Source organism: Acidovorax delafieldii 2AN (genome assembly GCF_000175235.1).
In the GTDB taxonomy this organism is placed as follows: domain Bacteria; phylum Pseudomonadota; class Gammaproteobacteria; order Burkholderiales; family Burkholderiaceae_C; genus Acidovorax; species Acidovorax delafieldii_B.
Window position 1 is genome coordinate 1 of the sequence record NZ_ACQT01000302.1, and the last position, 3,800, is coordinate 3,800.

The 3,800-nt window shown below is 67.0% G+C and carries 2 protein-coding genes; one reads left to right on the forward strand and one right to left on the reverse strand.

What is annotated here, in order from left to right; genetic code table 11:
• Positions 1–157 precede the first annotated feature (157 nt).
• Positions 158–2,233 (reverse strand): ATP-dependent helicase, encoded by a 2,076-nt coding sequence (locus ACDELDRAFT_RS20055; protein ID WP_040330061.1) that lies wholly within the window; start codon positions 2,231–2,233, stop codon positions 158–160.
• 319 nt (positions 2,234–2,552) lie between these two features.
• Here ACDELDRAFT_RS20055 and ACDELDRAFT_RS20060 point away from each other — a divergent pair, with 319 nt between their 5' ends.
• A complete protein-coding gene (locus ACDELDRAFT_RS20060) occupies positions 2,553–3,734 on the forward strand; it encodes an ABC transporter substrate-binding protein (RefSeq protein WP_005799884.1) in 1,182 nt (393 codons plus the stop codon).
• The last annotated feature ends 66 nt before the right edge of the window (positions 3,735–3,800 follow it).

A 3,800-nucleotide genomic window follows, 5' to 3' on the forward strand; every position in this document is an offset into this window, starting at 1 on the left:
GGTGGTCCGTGTTGGCCGCAGCCGGGCAGGCTGCGGGCGATTGTGGATCGTTTTGATTGGTAGCGCTTGTAGGACAAGCGCTGATAGCTATCAAAATAAAAGCGATCGGTGCGCGAATGGAGCGGAGGGCCATGGCGTTGCGGGGCTGCGGTGCGCTTCAGGCCGTGGGCGCGGCGCTGTCGGCCAGGGCTTTCTTGGCGGCGAACTCGGCGCGCAGGGCCTTGAGCTTCTCGCGCGGGTCTTCGCGGGCGGTGGTCTTGTCCAGGCCCATCTCGGCGATGAAGCGGCTGGGCTGCGCGGCCACCATCTCGCGGCCCTTCTTGCGCTTCTTGGTCCAGCTCACGGCCAGGGTGCGCTGGGCGCGGGTGATGCCCACGTACATCAGGCGGCGTTCTTCCTGCAGGCGCTGCAGCGTGTCGTCGGTCACCTTCTGCTGGCGGCCCTCGTCATCGTCGAGCTTGAAGGGCAGCATGCCTTCGGTCACGCCCACCAGCACCACATGGGGCCATTCCAGCCCCTTGCTGGCATGCAGGGTCGAGAGCGTGACCATGTCCTGCTCTTTCTCGCGCTCGCTGATGGTGGACAGCAGCGCGATGGTCTGCGACACCTCCAGCAGGCTCTTGGTCTCGCGGGCCACCACGGCGCCGGCCGTGTCGTCGATCTGGCCGCCCGCGCGCTGGGCCATCCAGTCGCAGAACTCCATCACGTTGCTCCAGCGGGCGGCGGCCACCTTTTCGCTGTCCTCGCCGTCGTACAGGTGCTGCTCGTAGCCGATTTCCTTGAGCCAGTCGGCCAGGAAGGCGCGCGCATCCTCGGCGCCGTGCGTGTGGCGGGCGCGGTGCTCCAGGTCGTTGATGTAGCGGCCGAACTCGTGCAGGCCATCGAGCGCGCGCTTGGGAACCGCCGCGGGCAGCATGCCGTTGAACAGCGCGCCGAACATGCTCTGCTTGTGCTGGGTGGCAAAGGCGCCCAGCGCCGCGAGCGTGGTGTGGCCGATGCCGCGCTTGGGGTTGCCGATGGCGCGCAGGAACGCAGGGTCGTCGTCGTTGTTGATCCACAGCCGGAACCAGGCGCACAGGTCCTTGATTTCGGCGCGGTCGAAAAAGCTCGTGCCGCCCGACACCTTGTACGGAATGTTGGCGCGGCGCAGGGCTTTCTCGAACGGCTTGGCCTGGTGGTTGGCGCGGTACAGGATGGCAAAGCTCTTCCAGTCGGGCGGCGGGTTGCTGGCCGCGCGCAGGCTCTGGATGCGCGCCACGGCGCGCTCGGCCTCGTGCTCTTCGGTGTCGGCATCGACCACGCGCACCGGTTCGCCCTCGCCTAGCTCACTGAACAGCGTCTTGGGAAACAGCTTGGGGTTGGGTCCGATCACGTTGTTGGCCGCGCGCAGGATGGCGCTGGTGGAGCGGTAGTTCTGCTCGAGCTTGATGACCTTGAGCTGGGGAAAGTCCTGGGGCAGCTTCTTGAGGTTGTCGAGCGTGGCGCCGCGCCAGCCATAGATGGACTGGTCGTCGTCGCCCACGGCGGTGAAATGGCCGCGTTCACCCACCAGCAGCTTGAGCAGTTCGTACTGCGTGGCGTTGGTGTCCTGGTATTCATCGACCAGCACATGGCCCAGCAGCGCCTGCCATTTGGCGCGCACCTCGGGGTGGTCGCGCAGCAGGCGCAGCGGCATGCTGATGAGGTCGTCGAAATCCACGCTCTGGTAGGCCGCCAGTCGCTCTTCGTAGCGCGCCATCACCACGGCGATGCTGCGCTCGTTGTCGTCCGCCGCCTGGGCCAGCGCCTGTTCGGAGCTGAGGCCCATGTTCTTCCATTTGCTGATGGTCCACTGCCACTGGCGCGCGGTGGCCAGGTCGGTGGTGCCGCCCGCGGCATCCTTCAGGATGCCGGCCACGTCGTCGGCGTCCATGATGCTGAACTGGGGCTTGAGGCCCAGCACGGCGCCGTCCTCACGCACCATGCGCACGCCCAGGGCGTGGAAGGTGCAGACCAGTACGTCCTTGGCGCGGCGCCCGATCAGGCCCTTGGCGCGCTCGCGCATCTCGGCGGCTGCCTTGTTGGTGAAGGTGATGGCGGCGATGCGCCGCGGCTCCAGCCCCTGCTCGATCATGTGCGCGATCTTGTGCGTGATCACCCGTGTCTTGCCCGATCCGGCGCCTGCCAGCACCAGGCAGGCGCCCTGGGTGTAGTGGACAGCCTGAAGCTGGGCGAGGTTGAGACCGGCGGACATGGGGAAATGGGGGAAGCAGGCGGGGGAGGGCGGGAGGAAGGCGGAGGCAGGCAAGGCCCATTGGGGGGCGCCGAGCGCGCAATGATACCGGTCGCCCCGGCAGTCCGCCGGTGCGCGCCGGCCCTGACAGGGGGCTGACGCCGCGTTGCGCCGCAGACCCGCAGCGGGAAACTCCCTCTGGACGATTCGCGCTAACACTTTGATACTCCTGGGAATTTCCATCACTCTGGTCAGCGCTTGCGCTGCCTCGTCCGGCCCCATGTCTTCCCTTCCCCGCATCCTTCCCGCCCTGTGCAACGCCCGTCCATGGCTCGGTGCCATGGCCACAGCCCTGCTGCTGGGCGCTGCCACTGTGCCGGCGCAGGCGCAACTGGGCAGCACCACGCCCGTGCGCATCGGGGTGGTGGGGCCGTTCACCGGCCCTTCGGCCGACTTCGGTGTGCCCATGCTCAACGGCATCAAGCTGGCGGTGGATGAGATCAACGCCGTGGGCGGCTATCTGGGGCGCCCGCTCGAGTTGGTCGTGAAAGACGACACTGCCGATCCCGACCAGGGGCGCAAGGTGGCGCAAGAGCTGCTGCACGAGAAGGTGGTCGCGGCCATCGGGTTTTGCAACACGGGGGTGGCGCTCAAGGCCATGGACCTGTTCCAGGACGGCAAGACGCCCCTGATCGTGCCCTGCGCCACGGGCACGGCCATCACCGCCAAGTACCCCGCGCCCGAGAGCTACATCTTTCGCGTGACGGGCCGCGACGCACTGCAGGCGCCCTTCATGGTCGAGGAGATCGTCAAGCGCGGCTGGGACAAGGTGGCCGTGTTTGCCGACACCACTGGCTACGGCGAAGGGGGCTACAACGACGTGGTGGCCGCCTTGGCCGCCAAGAACCTCAAGCCTGTGCACGTGTCGCGCTTCGCGCTGGGCGTGAAAGACCTCTCGGCCGAGCTGGCAGCCGCGCGCAGCGACGGCGCCAACGTCATCTACAGCTACACCGTGGGGCAGGAAAATGCCGTCATCGCCAATGGCAAGAAGGCCCTGGGCTGGAAGGTGCCGCAGGTGGGCCCCTGGACGCTGTCGTTCCCCTTCTTCCTCGATGGCGCCAAGGATGCCGCCGAGGGGGCGCTGATGGTGCAGACCTTCATTGCCGAGCCCAGCAACGAGCGCCGGGCGTCGTTCCTGTCGGGCTACACGCGCAAATACCAGCGCAAGGTGGCCGTGCCCATGGCCGCCGCCAATGCCTACGACGCCACCTATTTGCTGATGTATTCGTTCCTGGGCATCCGCGACGGCAACCTCTCGGGCAAGGCCATCAAGGAATCGCTCGAAGGCCACATGAAGACCTACTACGGCGTGGTCACCACCTACGAAAAGCCGTTCAGCGCGCAGGACAAGGACGCCATCACCCGCAACATGCTCGTCATCGGCATGGTGAAGAACGGCGCGATCACCTTTGCCTACCCCGAGGACGCCAAGCGCAACCTCATCATCCACCGCAAGCAGTAATCGCCGGGCGCAGCAACGGGGCGGCCAGGCGCGGGGGCGGGCGCTTTCCATGCGGTGCCGTGGCGG

Excerpts from the sequence above, each read along its gene's own strand:
- ACDELDRAFT_RS20055 (WP_040330061.1), bottom strand. The coding sequence starts at position 2,233 with ATGTCCGCCGGTCTCAACCTCGCCCAGCTTCAGGCTGTCCACTACACC.
- ACDELDRAFT_RS20060 (WP_005799884.1), top strand. The coding sequence starts at position 2,553 with ATGGCCACAGCCCTGCTGCTGGGCGCTGCCACTGTGCCGGCGCAGGCG.